The following is a 15,790-nucleotide window of genomic DNA, read 5'->3' as shown; positions in this document are numbered from 1 at the left end:
CAAATCTGCTGCCTTCGAAGTTTGCGTACACGCCCTAGTACTCTGTATCACTTAAATTTTAGGGTACAATCGTTTGAGTCGGATTCGGGCGTCTTGGGTGGTAAATCGCCAATCTACAGTCGCCTGTGCGGCATTTCGGTCAGATTGCCAAGCGGCTATACGCGAGATCATATCGGCCTTGGTCTCGACATAACCGGACAATGCTTGTCGACTTAATACGCCAATTTCGATTTCAGCCATGTTTAACCAACTTCCATGTTTAGGCGTGTAATGAATCTCCAGTTTGCTTGCCAGACGTTTGGCTTCGGCAGGCTCAAAAGCTTCATAGAGCGAACCCAAACTATGCGTGTTCAAGTTATCCATGACCAGAACAATTCGCTCTGCATCGGGATAATGGACGTCCACGAGCTCCTGAATACACGCGGCAAAATCGACGCGTTTACGGTGGTCACTCACGCGTACATAGCGCTTGGCTTCAAGTGGAGCAAACATCATGAATAGATTCACAACGCCATTTCGCTTGTATTCATAATCAACTCGCTTTGGCGAACCCGGCGCGGCTGGCGTGGAAGGCCGAATTTCCAAAGTGAGCTGTCGATTCGTTTCGTCTAAACAGATCACCGGACGTTTGAGATCATAGGAACGTCGGTATACGTCCAGAACGTCCTCCATGTGAGCCACAAATTCGCCAGAGGCTTCCGGGATGCACCACTGCTTCTTCAGCCAAGGCTTAAGTTGATTTTTTTTAGCATTCGTTGAACAGTCATCGGCGAAATCTCATCCACGATTTCACATTCAACCATTCGATTGGCGAGCAGTCGAACCGACCATTTGCTGTAGCCTTCGGGAGCTTCGCTACAAGCTAGAGCAATCAATTTGGCTTCCGTGTCTCCATCGAACTTGATCTTGCGATTCGTTTGTTTTTCGCGCTCCAACGCGGTTTCAAAGCCTTTTTCGACCAATCGTTTTCGTAAATTCCGAACAGTAGTGACACTCGTATGATAAGCTTCAGCAATTTGGGTATCTGACCAGCAAGGACCCCGTTCGCTTTCGTCGGCTTGGAGTAGCATGTGAGCGTGTCTGATTTTATAACCGGCAACTTTACCGGTTTGAATCAATTGTTCAAGTTGTGTCCGTTCATCTTGGCTTAATTCGACAACCCATCTTTTTTGCATCTTCAGCACCTCAAATCTGTTTGATTAGATTTATCGGCTTTTAAGACTTCAACTATTAATTTCTATGGATACGCAGTACTAGTTGATAAGCAGCAGCGCGGCGGTCATGGCGACGACCGCGAGTATTTTTTCTTTGTTGACCGGCGTCGGTTCGCTGCCGAGCCAGCCGTAATGTTCGATGACCATGCTCATGACCATCTGGCCGATAATGACCGCGACCATCGTGACGCCTACGCCGACGAAAGGCACGCTGATCACGATCGAAGTCAGATAGACGACGCCGAGCAGACCGCCGAGCAGCGACCACTTGGGCGCGCGCTTGATCTGCGATATTTCTCCTTTTCCGAAAAACAGCCACAGCAGGCCGACGATGATGGTGCCCGCCGCAAAATTGTAAAAGCTCGTCTCGACTTGGCCGATCGACTTGCCGAGTTCGGCGTAAATCGCCCCTTCGAAGCTGAGGGCGGCACCGGCTAGAAGAGCCAGCAGATAGTAAACGGGGCGCATATAATTTCCCCTTTTTCCAATAATTAAATATCTAGAAAAAACGATATATCGGCCTGAAAAATGCGGATTTCGCTGATTTTCGCAAGTGCGCGCAAAAGTCGGCCGTCCGGACAACCCTCGCGGACGGCGGTTTACAGACTCGTGCGGATTTCTTCGGCCAAGGCTTGAATCGAAGCTTCGTTTCGGCGGTAATACGTCCATTGCCCATGGCGGAAAGACTCCAGCAATCCTGCTTTTTGCATCATGTTCAGGTAGCTGGACACCGTGGATTGCGACAAGCCGGCTTTCTCCTGAATATCGCCGACGCATACGCCGCCCGCGAAATTCACGCCTTTCGGAATATGCGCGCCCTGCGCAGGGAAATGCTTTTCCGGTTCTCTGAGCCAAAGCAGCATGTTCAACCGCGTTTCGTTGGATAAGGCTTTGAATATATCGATAGTTTTCATACCGATATTGTATATCGAGATTTCCCGATACGTCAACCCAGAACGCATCGAGGCTTGGGCTGATTCGCATAGAAGCCGTTCCGAACTTTGCGCAAGCCGCGCCGGATCGACAGTGTTTGACGCTTCAAATTTTTCGAACCGCGGTCTCGCGTTCCGCCGGTTCGCCGAGCGGAGCGGCTTCCTGCAGCGCCTTTTTCCATGTCAGGTAAACCTTCCATGCGGCTCCGTTATCCAAGAGGGGCTTCGCCGTGTAGATCCCTTCCTCCACCGAACCGACCGCTCCCGACAAATGCAGGCGAACCGCCGTATTCAGCAGCGTCTGATTATAATACGCCATATGTCCGCCGCCTTGCAGAACCGCTTCAAGCATATCGAGTTGCTTGCGCGCGGTCCATGCGGACTCATCGTCGGGAAGTTCCGTGTCCAGACCGTACATTTCGGGATCGAGCAGATCCAATTCGCAGTGTCCGTCTTCGACCGTATGGATACGCGTCGGCCGATGGATGAACACGTCCTCCGAACCTTCGACGCCCTGCACGATCAACGTTTTCCGATAGCCGAGCCGCGTGACCAGACGCGCCAGCCGATCGATCACCGTATTATGGAACACGCTCAGTACGAGGTAAGGCGAGCAGGAATAATCGATCAGCTTTTCAGCCGTGTTCAGCAGCGTGCGCATGCCCAATTCCTCGCGGATGTCGTGCAACTTTCCTAACGGCGGGCACCATTTGGCGGAGTCGGCGAACAGGACGCCGCCATGTCCGTCCGCTCCTGCCGATGTGTTCATGTCGGCTGCCGCGATCGCCGACGCGCGGCTCAGCGCGAGCGGATCGATACCGGCCGCGCGCAGGATATCATGCAGCACGACGCCGTATTTCGGCGGCAGCGGCGCGGAACCGTGCAGCGTAACCGGAACTCCGGCTGCCGCCACGACGAAGGCTGTCGGCAGCGAAGCCCAGAACGTTTTTTGCCGGCCGTCGTACGGTCCCGCGAAATCGATGCCCGGCTTGCGGCATTCCCGGTAAGCTTGTCTCCTCGCTACGGACACGAACGCTTCCAACTCCTCGGCGCTCTCCAATTTCAGCCGCTGCGCGATCAGAAAAGCTCCGGTCTGGGCCGGAGTGGAGCGCCCGCCGAGAATCGCTTCCGCGGCCTCCAACGATTCCCCGTAGTTCAAGTCCCGCGCGCCGCGTTTGCCGCGGGCGACTTCTTTTAACAGATCGATCATGGCTGGGCCTCCTCAGGATGGTTCATGCAGCAGCTGATAGACTTTCACGATGGATGTAGCGACGTCGACCATGCGCTTGCGTTCGTTCATGGCCTGCTTGCGCAGCAGATCATACGCTTCGGACTCGGAAATGTTTTTCGTTTTGGACAAAATGCCTTTCGCCATATCGATCCATTTGCGTTCTTCGAGCCGGGCGAGCAGCTTTTCCCGTTCTTTGGCCCACTGAACCCGCTCGTAGCATCGCCTGGAGCTGAAGTGCAAAATCCAATGGATTTCGGACGGCTTCATATGAGGGGAAAGAACGCCGTCGATCCGCACGTCGTCTTCACATGCGGACACGGACAGCGTAGCGGTCTCTGCCGTACACCACCAGAGGACAGGGACGTTTTTGCGCGACATGAGCACGCCCGCCCAGTCGTTCATTTCGGTAATGGGAAGGGCCAGCACGGCGGCATCGGTTTCGCCTACGCGTTCGAATGCTTCTTCGCGGGTATGTGCCGATTCAATGATATAGCCGCATTCGCCGAGCAACCGGGCAGGATCGCTTTCGGTTTTCGCTGCGCCGGTCGGCGGATCGGAAGAGTGGTGCACGATCAGTAAGCTGTGCATGAACGACGCTCCTTATATTCAGAATCCGTTCGTTGATTGCGTTGGGCGAGCCGACCGCCGATAGCGCTCGCTCGACTCCGGATAGCGTACAGGCCAAACCAAAATCAGCCGACGACTCCTGTCGCTATTATTTATTTGTGTTAATTTATATAACATGAAAAGGGTTGATTTGTCGATTATTTTAAATTATCAAAAATTAAATGTCAAAATTGTTGACACATAAATGATATTCCGGTATAGTCGGTCTCAAGAAACGACGCGGATACAAAGATGTGTCCGACTGAAGCGGCAATGGCGCCTGCTCACCTTAAACAGCAACGGAAGAAGCAAGATTTCCGAAGCGGGTGATGCGGGCTGTTTGTGTTTTCCGATACTCCCTCTGACCCGAAAAGGAGCGATTCCATATGGCAAACAAACGCAAAAAATTGGTTCTCGTCGGCAACGGCATGGCAGGCGTCCGCACGATCGAACATCTGCTCAAATTGGCGCCGGACCTGTACGATATTACGATATTCGGCGCAGAACCGCATCCGAACTATAACCGCATCATGTTGTCGTCCGTGTTGGCCGGCGGCGCAAGCATGGAAGAGATCGTGATCAACGACCTGGACTGGTACCGGGAAAACGGGATCACGCTGCATCTCGGCCAGGCCGTATCGAAGATCGACAGCGACAATCGCCGGGTCTACGCCGAAGGCGGCATCGAAGCGGACTATGACGAACTGATCGTCGCCACGGGCTCCGACGCGTTCATCCTGCCGATTCCCGGCGCGGACAAAGAAGGCGTTATCGGCTTCCGCGATATCAAAGACTGCGTCGCCATGCAGGAAGCGTCCCGCAAGCACAAAAAAGCGGCGGTCATCGGCGGCGGATTGCTCGGACTCGAAGCGGCGCGAGGCCTGCTGAACTTGGGCATGGACGTTACCGTTATTCATATCAACGAATACCTGATGGAGCGCCAGCTCGACCGTCCCGCTTCGATCATGCTGCAAAAAGAGCTGGAAGCCCAAGGCATGAAATTCCTGCTCAAAAAGCAAACGGAAGCGGTGCTCGGCAAGCAGCGCGCCAAAGGATTGCTGTTCAAAGACGGCAGCATGCTCGAAGCGGACCTCGTCGTCATGGCGGTCGGCATCCGTCCGAACGTCGCTTTGGCGCAGCGCAGCGGGCTTGCCGTAGAGCGCGGGATCGTCGTGGACGATTATATGCGGACGAACGTGCCCGGCATCTACTCGGTCGGCGAATGCGCGCAGCACCGGGGCATCGCTTACGGATTGGTCGCGCCGCTGTATGAGCAGGGCGCCGTGCTGGCGAAAAGCCTCGCCGGCGTTCCGGTCGACGGTTACGCAGGCTCGGTCACGTCGACCAAACTCAAAGTATCCGGCGTCGACGTGTTCTCGGGCGGCATTTTCGTCGAACCGGAAGGCGCTCGGGCGCTTCGGTATCAGGACGAGATCGAAGGCGTATATAAGAAGCTCGTCATTATGGAAAACAAGCTGATCGGCGCGGTGTTGTTCGGCGAGACGGGGGAAGGCGCTTCGTTGTTCTCCCTGATCAAAAGCGGGGAAAGCATCGCCGGACGCGAAAAAGAGCTGCTGCTCGGCCTGCCTGCCGACGCGCTGGCATCGGGCGGCGGCGGAAGCGGCACGGCGCGATTGGAAGCCATGCCGGTCGACGAGATCGTCTGCGGCTGCAACGGCGTCTCTAAAGGCGACATCGTCTCCGCGATCGAAGGCGGCTGCACCAGTCTCGGCCAAATCAAAGGCTGCACCAAAGCTTCAGCTTCCTGCGGCGGCTGTAAGCCTCTGGTCGAAGGATTGCTGCAAATCTATGCGGGCGACGACGTCGTGACGGTCAAAGAAGGCATCTGCGGATGCACCACCTTAAGCCGCGACGAGATCGTGGCCGACATCAAGCGCATGGGCCTGAAAACGGTCAAAGAAGTCATGAACGTGCTGGAATGGAACAACGACGAAGGCTGCTCCAAATGCCGTCCTTCGCTGAACTACTATCTGGGCATGCTGTTCCCTGCGGAATACAAGGACGAGAAAGAATCCCGTTTCGCCAATGAACGCTACCATGCCAATATTCAAAAAGACGGCACGTATTCGGTTATCCCGCGCATCTACGGCGGCGTCACTTCACCGACCGAACTCAAGCGCATCGCCGAAGTCGCGGAGAAGTTCGACGTTCCGTTGGTCAAGTTCACGGGCGGACAGCGTCTCGATCTGCTCGGCGTGAAAAAAGAAGACCTGCCCGGCGTCTGGGAAGCGCTCGACATGCCTTCCGGCCACGGCTACGGCAAAGCGCTCCGCACCGTCAAAACGTGCGTCGGCTCCACCTTCTGCCGCTTCGGCACGCAGGACGCGATGGGCATGGGGGTGCGCTTGGAAAAAGCCTTCGAGCGCATGAACGCCCCTGCCAAAGTGAAACTCGCCGTCTCCGGCTGCCCGCGTAACTGCGCGGAAGCGACCGTCAAAGACTTCGGCGTCGTCGCCGTGGACGGCGGCTGGGAACTGCATGTCGGCGGTAACGCAGGCATCCACGTTCGGGCAACCGACTTGCTGGGCTTCGTCAAAACGGACGACGAAGTGGAAGAATGGGCCAGCGCGTTCCTGCAATACTACCGGGAAAACGCGACCTGGAACGAGCGTACCGCCCCTTGGGTGGAACGCGTCGGCCTCGATCATGTCAAACAAGTGCTCAGCGACGAAGCCGAACGCAAAGCGCTGCATAAGAGACTGCGCGACACGCTGGACCGCACCGTCGATCCGTGGAAGCAAATCGTCAACGAACCGGAACTGCGCAAAAACTTCGAACGCCTCCCGGCCGCCGAAGTGGTATCCGTATCCGCAGCTGACCGTAACGACCGCAAAGAGGAGGAATCCGCATGAGCCAACAAGTAAAAGTAGGCAAGCTAACCGACATCGATCCTTTGGGCTCGCGCCGCCTCAACGTCAACGGTCTCGAAATCGCGCTGTTCCGCCTGTCCGACGGCGAGATCCTGGCCGTCGAAAACCGCTGCCCCCACAAGGGCGGCGTGCTCTCCGAAGGCATGGTCTGCGGCCCGGTGGTCCATTGCCCGCTGCACGATTGGCGCATCGACCTCCGCAGCGGCGAAGCCCTCGATCCCGACAAAGGCTGCATCGAGACCTTCCCGACCGAAGTCCGAGCCGACGGCACCATCTACCTGACTGTACCGGCTTCCCTGCTCGGCGCCTCCGGCACCGATACGCATATCGCCTGATCTGAGCCGTTCCGGATATTCGATTTGAGACTAATCTTTGTCTTGCATGTCCCAAAAAGCAATGTAGAAGCGTCTGAGACCTTGATTTTGCTTGATTAAGACCCTCACGCTGCTGAATGATCAACGAAGCGTGCCGCAAGAAGCTAATTCGTAAGGCTACGCTGCCGTTTCGTCAATGAAGCTGAAGCAAGTTGCAAAAAGTGCAAGCTAATCGCTCTATTTCGCCATTTTCTTGTCCCGAACTGTACGAAATACAATATTCTTTTGTTAAAACGAAGCGACTTCCGGCGAATTGAGCAAAATTGTTGTGTTTTTTGCAACTTCGTACCTGTAGATTCCCTTTTTGACTACAAAATCTTGCATAATATGCAACTCAAACACAATCTTTGAGCTTCGGGGGCCGGTATTTCATCTATTCCTAGCCGCCACCCCCTGTCTCCCAAATTTGCAGGAAGCGAGCCGATGCCTTATGGACTACGTCAAACCAACCGAAGTGCTGCAAACCATGATCGACGCGGGCAAGACCAAAGCCGAACTGTCCGCCGCGCAGTTGTTGATTCGCAGCGGCTTGGCAGGAGCGATCCTCGCTTGCGCCACTACTCTGGCGATGACGGCGTCCGGCCAAACCGGTATCCCGATAGTAGGCGCGCTCCTGTTTCCCGTCGGTTTCGTTATTATCGTACTGCTCGGCCTGGAATTGGTCACGGGCAGCTTCGCCCTGATTCCGCTGGCCGTCCTGGAGAAAAAGACAACCGTCTCCGCGATGCTCAAAAACTATTTCTGGGTCATCGTCGGTCATCTGCTCGGCTGCGGTCTGTATGCCCTCGCCTACGCGTTCGTCGCGACCAAAGCCGGAACGGATCTATCCAATCCGTTAATCGCGACCCTCGTCGGCACGGCCGAAGCGAAAACGCTCGCCTATCAGACGCTCGGCGCGTCCGGCATGCTGCTCGTATTCGTCAAGGCGATTCTTTGCAACTGGATGGTCACGCTCGGCGCGGTCATGGCGATGACGTCCAGATCGACCGGCGGCAAAATATTCGCGATGTGGCTGCCGATCCTGATCTTTTTCGGACAAGGGTTCGAGCATACGGTCGTCAACATGTTCGTCGTCCCGGCAGGCATGCTGCTCGGCGCGAACGTCAGCGGCATGGATTGGTTGGTCTGGAGCGGCATTCCGGTATTGCTCGGCAACTTCGCGGGCGGTGCTTTGTTTACGGGCCTGCTGTTGTATTGGGGATTGAAGCAAGGACGAGGCGAAGCGGTTCCTGCGTCATCCGTCGAAACCGAACAAAAGCCTTTAAATCTGCCTGCTTGGAGGAAAAGCGTATGAGCCGTGGAAAAATTTCAATCGTCGGTGCGGGACCGGGCGATCCGGAACTGATTACGGTCAAAGCGCTGCGTCGCCTGGAACAGGCCGACGTCGTGCTGTACGACCGCCTTGTTAGCGATAAGCTGCTGGAGCATTGCCCGCCGGGAACGCTCAAAATCTACTGCGGCAAGGCTCCCGGGCGCCACGCGCTCACGCAAAGCGAGATTGACCGCCTGATCGTCGATTACGCGAAAGTGGGACATCAAGTCGTACGGTTGAAAGGAGGCGACCCGTTCGTGTTCGGGCGCGGAGGGGAAGAAGCGTTGGCGGCGTCGAAGGCGGGAATCGAGTTCGAGATCGTGCCCGGCGTGACTTCGGCTTCCGGCGCATCCGCATCGGCAGGCATTCCGCTCACCCACCGGGGTACGGCCGCTTCGTTCGCCGTCGTCACCGGAAGCCGCTGCGGCGAAGCCGATGCTCCGGTTCGCTGGGATCTGCTGGCGCAAGGCGCGGATACCTTGGCCGTCTATATGGGCGTTTCGCGCCTGGAAGAAATCAGCGGCGAACTGATCCGGCACGGCCGCGATGCGAGTACGCCTGCCGCCTTGATCGAAAACGCGACGACGGAAGCCGAACGCGTGGTCACCGGGACATTGGGCAGCATCGCAAGGCTGGCTGTTGCCCTGAACGTGGGCAATCCGGCCATGCTGCTAATCGGCGATACCGTCGGCGTGCGAGAGATGCTGCGGCCGTCGGAATGGGAGAACCGGAATATCGTGTGAACCGGTGCGAAGAAGTTGTCTTTTTATAGCTTTAAAAGCCTGGCTTGCATAAAGCCGGGCTTTTTTATGGTACAAAAACAAACACTTGTTCGCAATGAAGATTCCCTTTATACTGAAGACAATGTCCATTTCCCAAAAAGAGGAGAAGATAATATGAACGAAGCTTTGCAAATCCGTGATCACTTGCTGACTGAACTCGAAACGGGCGTGCGTACCGGAGAAGCGTTGATCCGTCTCATCCGTCCGGAAGACTGGAGTTACCGCCCGCAGGACAATATGCGCTCGCTGCCTGAATTGGTTCGTCATTTGGCCTTGGTGCCGCGGAGCGACTTGAAAATCATGCAAGAAGGCAATGCGGAAGAAGTCGGTGCGATCGAAAGCAGCCTGGACAACGAAACCGATCCGGAGCTTTTGGCTGCCGCCTTGCGCGAAAGCTTCGAGCAGTATAAAGCTTACATCGCTTCGTTGAGCCTTGAAGATCTGATGACCCGTTCCACCAAAGCGTTCTACGCCGAGTCCGGACATACCCAGATTCAATGGCAGATCGAGACGTTGACCCACTTGTTCCATCATCGCTCCCAGTTGTACAACTATCTCAAGCAATTGGGACACGAGCTTCATTTTTCGATGTTGTACATGTAACGGGCCGAATACCGGGATCACGTTGCGGGCACAAGGCGAACAACATAAGTCAAACTTTCGGACAGCACAAAAAGCGCGGCAAAACGTCGCGCTTTTTGAATATTCATTAAAGTAATAAAAAGCAGTACGAAAAAGGTCAAAGCCTTTTCTGCCGAACCGCCGCAAAGATCATAACAAGCAAAGCTTGTTATGCCTTATCGCCCGAAAGGCCGTAACTGGCGCGGTACAGGGTATCGGCAGCCCATTGGCCGTCCGTCCACTTTTTGTTGGCGCTGGCGCGTGCCGAAGCTGCCGTGCCCGGCTGCGGACGTCCGCCCGTGCGCGGCCGTTTGCCGTCGGCTGCGGAACGCGGTCCGTTTTTCGGCGCGCGGTTGCGATTGGCTTCGCCGCTTGCTTGAGCATTGGCAGGCTTGCTGCCGTTCGCGCGTGCAGGTTGGCCTGCCGGACGATTCTTCGGAACATGCTGCGGCTTGGTGCTTGCTGGTACAGGAGCTTTGTCAGCGGCTTGAGCTTGGCCCGCCGTTTGCGGAGTATCAGGCTTCCCCGTCGTTTTCTTCGGCGCGTTCGGACGCCCCTCGTTTTTAGCTGCCGGAGACTTTACTGCAGCTCTGCTTCCGTTTTGCGGAGCTTTGGTCTTTGGCGCAGATTTTGCGGCGTTTTGCCGGGACTGTCCTTGGGCTTGATCTTGTGCAGGCTGTGATCCTCCGCGGCGTCCGCGCCCTTGTTGTTGGCCTTTTTGCGCAGGCTGCGGAGCGGCAGGCGCCTCGCCTGTCATCGGATAAGCGTGATCGGTCACTTCCGGAATCGTTTTGCCGATCAGTTTCTGAATATCTTTCAGGTATGGCAGTTCTTCCGTTTCGCAGAACGAGATCGAGATGCCGTCGCGTCCGGCGCGGCCGGTGCGGCCGATCCGGTGGACATACGTCTCCGGAATGTTCGGCAGGTTGAAGTTGATCACATGCGACAGCTCGTCGATGTCGATGCCGCGCGCGGCGATATCGGTCGCGACGAGAACGCGCGTCGTGCCGTTTTTGAAGTTGTTCAATGCCGTTTGGCGGGCGTTCTGCGACTTGTCGCCGTGAATCGCCAGCGCCGAGATGCCGGCACGGTCGAGCAGGCGCGCAACGCGGTTCGCGCCGTGCTTGGTCCGCGTGAACACGAGCGCCGATTCGATCGAAGCGTCTTTCAAAATATCGTTCAGCAGCTTCTGTTTGTTCGGCTTGTCTACCAAATAAACGGCTTGGCGAATACGGTCGACCGTCGACGAGACCGGCGTGATTTCGACTTTGGCCGGGTTGACCAGCAGCGAATCGACCAGATCGGCGATCTCTTGAGGCATCGTGGCCGAGAAGAACAGCGTTTGTTTTTTGGCCGGAACTTTAGCGATGATTTTCTGCACGTCGCGAATAAAGCCCATATCGAGCATGCGATCCGCTTCGTCGAGCACCAGGATTTCGATGGAGTCCAGGTTGACGTGCTTTTGGTTCATCAGATCGAGCAAACGACCCGGCGTCGCGATCAAGATGTCCGTACCGCGCTTCAGTTCGCGCTCTTGCGGAGTCTGCGAGACGCCGCCCACGATCACTTGGCTGCGCAGATCCGTATAACGGCTGTAAGCCCGGATATTGTCGTAAATTTGAATCGCCAGTTCGCGCGTCGGAGTCAAGATCAGCGAGCGAATCGGGCGTTTTCCGGCCGCCGTCGGATTAGCGCCGCCCGACAGGCGTTGAATGATCGGAAGCGAGAATGCAGCCGTTTTGCCGGTTCCGGTTTGGGCACAGCCCAGCACGTCGCGACCTTCTAGGGCAACGGGAATGGCTTGCTGTTGAATCGGCGTCGGAGATGTATAGTTTTCTTTTTGCAGGGCTTTGAGGATCGAAGGGATCAGATTCAAATCGTTAAATGTCATGATGGCTCCTTTTTATATGAAAAAAATCTATGGGATTCCGCGTCGTTGGTGTCGATGCGGGAATTTTTTTATCGAAAAATCACAGAGTGATGCAACTTACAACTTTAACATAGAATCGCAAATTTAAATAGAGCCCTTTCGAGTAAATCCATCCGGAGGCGGGCGTTCTTTTCGATATGACGCAAAGATTTTAGGTTTGATCGGTATCATGGTTTATAGTAGAGCTTATTGGCTTGCTTAACGGCAACTGCCGAATATCGACCGGAAAAACTGCGGGTTACGCACCGTGCTGCCGGACATCCAAGGAGGAACTCGCAATGTTGTTTAGAACTTCCGGAATCAATCCCGTTACCTCGCTGCTTGAAGCAAGCAGGGAACTCAGAAAGCGGGCTGAGCAAGGCTTTACAGGCGGTCAATTGGAATCGGCGCATGCTTCGGAAGAAGCGCGCGAAATCGCCGAAAATTTGAATGCGACACTCGGGCTGTCGGCTCTGCGAACGGCAGATGCCGAGCTTCGCTTGAATCTGGTTTCGAAAGCGATCGAGGTCGGGCTGTGGGACATGACCGTTATCGCGGGCGACCCGGTCAATCCGAATAACGCGTTCACATGGAGCGACGAATTCCGACGCATGCTCGGATTCTCGGGCGAACGCGATTTCCCGAACATTCTTGATAGTTGGGCTTCCCGTTTGCATCCCGAGGAGCAAGAGCGAGTCGTCGGCATATTGGCGACGCACTTGAACGATCATTCGGGCCGCACGCCTTACGACGTTCAGTATCGGCTGATGCTCAAAAACGGCGAATACCGCTGGTTCCGCGCGACGGGCACGACCATGCGCGACGAGAGCGGCGTTCCGCTTCGCGTGGTCGGCGCATTGTTCGATATCCACGACAAAAAGCTGCGCGAGAACGAGCTCGACGGGCTGGTGACGCGTTACGACCTGATCAATCAGGCGCTGACGGAATCGCCGTGGGACATGACGGTCATCGCGGGTGATCCCGTGAATCCGCGCAACGAGATCTGGTTCTCGGACCAATTCCGGCGCATGCTCGGTTACAACGGCGTCGAAGAACTTCCGAACCGTCTCGACAGCTGGGCTTCGAATCTGCATCCGGAAGACGCGGAAGCGGCACAGCAGGGTTTGGCCGATTATCTGAACGATTACAGCGGCCGCGCGGATCTCGATCAGGAGTATCGTCTTCGTCACAAGGACGGACAATACCGGTGGTACAAAGCGAGCGGAGCGACGGTTCGCGACGCGAACGGCGTGCCGCTGCGCTTGGCCGGAACGCTGCGCGAAATCACGTTGGAGAAAAACAAAGAGGCTTTGGTTGATCGGGTCGGCGAACGAATCGCGCTGCTGTCGCGGGCGATCGAAGACATGGTGACCGGCATCGACTCGATCGCCGAAGGCGCGCAGGCTTTGGTGAATATGCAAAACAAATCGACCAAAGCGGCCAATCGCGCCAAAACGAGCGCCGACGAAACGCAGAATATCTCCAGTTTTATCAAGGAAGTAGCAGAACAGACCAATTTGCTCGGATTGAACGCGGCGATCGAGGCTGCGCGCGCGGGCGAGTCCGGCCGCGGTTTTTCCGTCGTTGCCGACGAAGTTCGCAAGCTTGCCGTGAACAGCGCGGAAGCGACCGGCAATATCGGAAACAGCTTGAACGAGATGAAAGAGCAGATCGATCGCATCTTGAACAATATCGGAGCGATGTCCGAGCTGACGGGGGCGCAGGCGGCGATGACGCAGCAGGTCAATGCCTCGATCGTCGAAGTACGCGCTCAAGCAAACGACTTGGTCGAGTTCACCGAAACGTTGCGATAGTCCTCGGTGAACGAATGCAAGGAGTGTATTTGAATGATCGAAAACGCGCCGATTTTGAACGGTTGTAAGGAAATGTGACAACTGAAGAACCGAAAAAAACCATCATCTATGATGATGGAGGAAAATAATTCATTCATAACGCCTTCGGGCGTTTTTTTTGTTTGGCTTTTCAGTTATAGTGAGGGCATACAGTTACTTACTCCGGCCAGCGGGAGGTGCCAGAATGGCGGGCGGCAATCGGAATTTTTTTAGGAATTTCGCTGAAGCGGCCGGACATGTCGTGGATCTGCTCAGCAATCGTCTCGACGCGGCTTCCGTGATGGTCGTATCCAGCGAAGGTTCGGTCAGCACGGTCGTCAAAGTGTTCAACCGCAATAAAGTCCTTGTCGTCGAAGGACAGGAAATTTGCTTCGATCCGGCTTATTTCGCCGACTGGACCGGAGCGCATTGGGACGTGCCGGTCGTCATTCCGCAAACGTCCAAGCATCCGCTGACCCAAGATCAATCCCGGACGCGAACCGGAACGGACGCCGCCGGCGAATACGGCTTGATCGGCTTCCCGATCTCGTATTCCAACGGGCGAAAGTTCGGCGGGTTGGCCGCTTTGGGCGCCGAAGGCGCTTTTTCCGATGCGGATCTGGAGTTGGTAACGTCAATGGCGTTGTTCCTGTCTTACATCGCGGAGCTGGAACGCCGCAACGAATCGGACCAGCAGGATTTGGGGCGGCTGGCCGAAGACAAGCGCCACGTCGAAGCGATGGCGGAATCTTATCGCGGGGAGGCGCAGGCCGCCAAGCAGTCGACGCAGCAGAAAGCCGATTTCTTGGCCTTCATGACGCACGAGATCCGCAATTCGCTCAACGGAAGCATTGCGATGTCGGAGCTTTTGGCGACGACGCAGCTGACGCAGGAGCAGAAGCAGTATCTGGATATGGTTCGTTCCAGCAACGAGTTCCTGTTGACGCTGGCGAACAATATTTTGGATTTCAGCAAGCTCGAAGCCGGCAAGCAGAGCATCGACGTGTCTTTGTTCGATCCCGTTTCCACCATCGAGGACGTGGCTTCGCTGATGGCTCCGCGCGCGATCGAAAAAAGGGTGGAACTGATTTTGGACGTGGAAGACGGGCTGCCGATGTTCGTTCAGGGAGATGCCGGCAAGCTGCGGCAAATTTTGCTTAACCTGCTCGGAAATGCCGTGAAATTCACGCATAAGGGCCAGATTCTCGTCGCGGTCCGTCAAAGCGACCGGAGCGCGGACGGCGAGATCCGCCTCGAGATTACGGTACGGGATACGGGAATCGGCATTGCGGCGGACAAGCTGGACGGCTTGTTCCAGACTTACTATCAAGTGCACGGAAACGACAGCAAAGAGAGTTACGGCGGAACCGGCCTGGGTCTTGTCATCACGCGCAATCTGATCGAACTGATGGGCGGGAGAATCACGGTGAGCAGCGAATCCGGCCTGGGAACGGAGTTTCTTGTCGCGCTGCCTTTTGCCCCGTATGCGGAATTCGATATGGGGCCGGCCGCCCCTCTTCGGTTGGACGGACTCCGCGTGCTCAGCGTCGACGATAACGCTTCGGCCTTGTCCGTGCTTGAACGATTATTATCCGAATGGGGCGCTTTTTCCGTAGGCGTGCGCACGGCGGAAGCGGCTTTGGAATGGTTGGGGCGGGACAAATTCGATCTGGTGCTGCTCGACGTGCACTTTTTCGATCTGGCCCGCCGAATTGCCGCGCTCCCCGAAGCGCCGCCGGTGGCGTTGCTGGCTCCGCTCGGAACGGTGCCGGATTTGCAAGACTTGGACAACGTGCGTTTTACGGTGTTCAAGCCGCTGCGCCGATTCCAGTTGTACAGCGCATTATCGGCAATCAAACAAAGCCCGGCTCCTTGAAGGAGTCGGGCTTTCGGCTTGTCTTGAAAGTCACGTGGGCGGGGAAGCGAGCAGACTGCGAGAAAAATTCGTTCAAAACGCTGTCTCACTTGAAAAACTGGATTGAAATTTTAGTTGTAGGTTTTCCAAGTTCAAAGGCGTCAACATAGAACTGAATGTTACCGCAGTTTTTCTTCGAAATCCTGTATTTCACTGAATTTTTCTCTCCGT

General features: G+C 55.8%; 13 protein-coding genes. 7 read left to right on the top strand and 6 right to left on the bottom strand.

What is annotated here, in order from left to right; all coding sequences use genetic code 11:
* Positions 1-51: 51 nt before the first annotated feature.
* From SACSAC_RS27605 to SACSAC_RS09055, 5 genes are all read right to left on the bottom strand, one after another.
* A protein-coding gene (locus SACSAC_RS27605; protein ID WP_156950979.1) for an IS630 family transposase occupies positions 52-1,175 on the bottom strand; the annotation gives its coding sequence in 2 pieces (ribosomal slippage) (positions 52-752 and positions 752-1,175; 1,125 coding nt in all).
* A 78-nt stretch (positions 1,176-1,253) separates the two neighbouring features.
* Positions 1,254-1,682 (bottom strand): DMT family transporter, encoded by a 429-nt coding sequence (locus tag SACSAC_RS09070; RefSeq protein ID WP_037285493.1) that lies wholly within the window; start codon positions 1,680-1,682, stop codon positions 1,254-1,256.
* Positions 1,683-1,813: 131 nt separating this feature from the next.
* The gene (locus tag SACSAC_RS09065) at positions 1,814-2,128 is read right to left on the bottom strand and encodes an ArsR/SmtB family transcription factor (protein WP_037292483.1); all 315 of its coding nucleotides are present in this window, start codon (positions 2,126-2,128) and stop codon (positions 1,814-1,816) included.
* A 124-nt stretch (positions 2,129-2,252) separates the two neighbouring features.
* A complete protein-coding gene (locus SACSAC_RS09060; protein ID WP_037285491.1) occupies positions 2,253-3,356 on the bottom strand; it encodes an anthranilate phosphoribosyltransferase in 1,104 nt (367 codons plus the stop codon).
* A gap of 12 nt (positions 3,357-3,368) precedes the next feature.
* Entirely contained in the window at positions 3,369-3,965 is a 597-nt protein-coding gene (locus tag SACSAC_RS09055) for an ANTAR domain-containing response regulator (RefSeq protein ID WP_037285488.1), read from the bottom strand.
* Positions 3,966-4,369: 404 nt separating this feature from the next.
* Between SACSAC_RS09055 and nirB the strand changes: the two genes are divergently transcribed.
* The 5 genes from nirB (at position 4,370) to SACSAC_RS09030 (ending at position 9,945) form a co-directional block, all read left to right on the top strand.
* Positions 4,370-6,856, top strand: a complete 2,487-nt coding sequence (gene nirB / locus SACSAC_RS09050) for a nitrite reductase large subunit NirB (protein ID WP_037285486.1) — start codon at positions 4,370-4,372, stop codon at positions 6,854-6,856.
* On the top strand, positions 6,853-7,209 hold the full coding sequence (gene nirD / locus SACSAC_RS09045; RefSeq protein WP_037285484.1) for a nitrite reductase small subunit NirD: 357 nt from the start codon (positions 6,853-6,855) through the stop codon (positions 7,207-7,209). The genes nirB and nirD overlap by 4 nt, the downstream gene beginning before the upstream one ends.
* A gap of 469 nt (positions 7,210-7,678) precedes the next feature.
* Complete coding sequence (locus SACSAC_RS09040) at positions 7,679-8,542, top strand: formate/nitrite transporter family protein (RefSeq protein ID WP_037285481.1); 864 nt, start codon at positions 7,679-7,681, stop codon at positions 8,540-8,542.
* Entirely contained in the window at positions 8,539-9,303 is a 765-nt protein-coding gene (gene cobA, locus SACSAC_RS09035) for a uroporphyrinogen-III C-methyltransferase (RefSeq protein ID WP_037285477.1), read from the top strand. Before SACSAC_RS09040 ends, cobA begins: the two co-directional genes overlap by 4 nt.
* Before the next feature lie 153 nt (positions 9,304-9,456).
* Positions 9,457-9,945, top strand: a complete 489-nt coding sequence (locus SACSAC_RS09030) for a DinB family protein (RefSeq protein ID WP_037285474.1) — start codon at positions 9,457-9,459, stop codon at positions 9,943-9,945.
* 187 nt (positions 9,946-10,132) lie between these two features.
* Here the strand turns inward: SACSAC_RS09030 and SACSAC_RS09025 are convergent, their stop codons facing one another.
* Positions 10,133-11,854: a DEAD/DEAH box helicase gene (locus SACSAC_RS09025; RefSeq protein WP_084777984.1), complete on the bottom strand. Its 1,722-nt coding sequence runs from the start codon at positions 11,852-11,854 to the stop codon at positions 10,133-10,135.
* 317 nt (positions 11,855-12,171) lie between these two features.
* On the opposite strand from SACSAC_RS09025, the gene SACSAC_RS09020 reads away from it, so the two are divergent.
* Complete coding sequence (locus tag SACSAC_RS09020; RefSeq protein ID WP_037285472.1) at positions 12,172-13,686, top strand: methyl-accepting chemotaxis protein; 1,515 nt, start codon at positions 12,172-12,174, stop codon at positions 13,684-13,686.
* 223 nt (positions 13,687-13,909) lie between these two features.
* Positions 13,910-15,580 (top strand): ATP-binding response regulator, encoded by a 1,671-nt coding sequence (locus tag SACSAC_RS26990; RefSeq protein WP_051506997.1) that lies wholly within the window; start codon positions 13,910-13,912, stop codon positions 15,578-15,580.
* Positions 15,581-15,790 lie beyond the last annotated feature (210 nt).

The sequence above is a fragment of the Saccharibacillus sacchari DSM 19268 genome, from assembly GCF_000585395.1.
Lineage (GTDB): Bacteria > Bacillota > Bacilli > Paenibacillales > Paenibacillaceae > Saccharibacillus > Saccharibacillus sacchari.
Note: the sequence above shows the minus strand (reverse complement) of the source record. Positions and strands in the feature narration are given on the sequence as shown.

Bases quoted from the DNA above. Each gene is read 5' to 3' on its own strand.
- SACSAC_RS09020 (WP_037285472.1), top strand. From the start codon at position 12,172: ATGTTGTTTAGAACTTCCGGAATCAATCCCGTTACCTCGCTGCTTGAA.
- SACSAC_RS26990 (WP_051506997.1), top strand. From the start codon at position 13,910: ATGGCGGGCGGCAATCGGAATTTTTTTAGGAATTTCGCTGAAGCGGCC.
- SACSAC_RS09065 (WP_037292483.1), bottom strand. From the start codon at position 2,128: ATGAAAACTATCGATATATTCAAAGCCTTATCCAACGAAACGCGGTTG.
- nirD (WP_037285484.1), top strand. From the start codon at position 6,853: ATGAGCCAACAAGTAAAAGTAGGCAAGCTAACCGACATCGATCCTTTG.
- SACSAC_RS09070 (WP_037285493.1), bottom strand. From the start codon at position 1,682: ATGCGCCCCGTTTACTATCTGCTGGCTCTTCTAGCCGGTGCCGCCCTC.
- SACSAC_RS09040 (WP_037285481.1), top strand. From the start codon at position 7,679: ATGGACTACGTCAAACCAACCGAAGTGCTGCAAACCATGATCGACGCG.
- SACSAC_RS09055 (WP_037285488.1), bottom strand. From the start codon at position 3,965: ATGCACAGCTTACTGATCGTGCACCACTCTTCCGATCCGCCGACCGGC.
- cobA (WP_037285477.1), top strand. From the start codon at position 8,539: ATGAGCCGTGGAAAAATTTCAATCGTCGGTGCGGGACCGGGCGATCCG.
- SACSAC_RS09030 (WP_037285474.1), top strand. From the start codon at position 9,457: ATGAACGAAGCTTTGCAAATCCGTGATCACTTGCTGACTGAACTCGAA.
- SACSAC_RS09025 (WP_084777984.1), bottom strand. From the start codon at position 11,854: ATGACATTTAACGATTTGAATCTGATCCCTTCGATCCTCAAAGCCCTG.
- SACSAC_RS09060 (WP_037285491.1), bottom strand. From the start codon at position 3,356: ATGATCGATCTGTTAAAAGAAGTCGCCCGCGGCAAACGCGGCGCGCGG.
- nirB (WP_037285486.1), top strand. From the start codon at position 4,370: ATGGCAAACAAACGCAAAAAATTGGTTCTCGTCGGCAACGGCATGGCA.